The 504-nt window shown below is 62.1% G+C and carries 1 protein-coding gene; it reads right to left on the bottom strand.

Annotated features, from left to right (window positions below; all coding sequences use genetic code 11):
• Nucleotides 1-504 (bottom strand): Ig-like domain-containing protein (locus U4012_RS35650; protein WP_321804585.1); only part of this gene is annotated, 504 nt, incomplete at both ends.

The raw sequence follows: 504 nt of genomic DNA, 5'->3' as shown, positions 1-504 counted from the left end.
CTGATGCTCCAGGTATGACCGCCGTCGATCGAATATTCGACGGTGGCGCCGGTTTCGATGCCGGTGAGGTTCAACGTACCGACATTGGTGACGTGATCGGACGCACTGCTGCCGGAATCGGTGGCGAGCGCAACACCGGGCGCAGCCGCCGACGTGTCGAGCGTGAAGCTGAACGAAGTCGAATCGGACGTGTTGCCGGCGATATCGGTCTGCCGGACCTGTACGTCGTTCAGGCCTTCGGTCGCGCTGAAGCTGGTGTTCCAGGTATGGCCGCCGTCGATCGAATATTCGACGGTGGCACCGGTTTCGATGCCGGTCAGGTTCAACGTGCCGACATTGGTGATATGGTCGGACGCACTGCTGCCCGAATCGGTGGTGAGCGCCACGCCCGGTGCAGCCGCCGACGTATCGAGCGTAAAGCTGAACGACGTTACCGACGATGTGTTGCCGGCGACGTCAACCTGCCGGACCTGCACGTCGTTCACGCCTTCGGTGGCGCTGAAA

Source organism: Burkholderia sp. BCC1988, assembly GCF_905339895.1.
Classification (GTDB): domain Bacteria; phylum Pseudomonadota; class Gammaproteobacteria; order Burkholderiales; family Burkholderiaceae; genus Burkholderia.
This window is presented reverse-complemented; position numbering and strand designations above follow the sequence as displayed.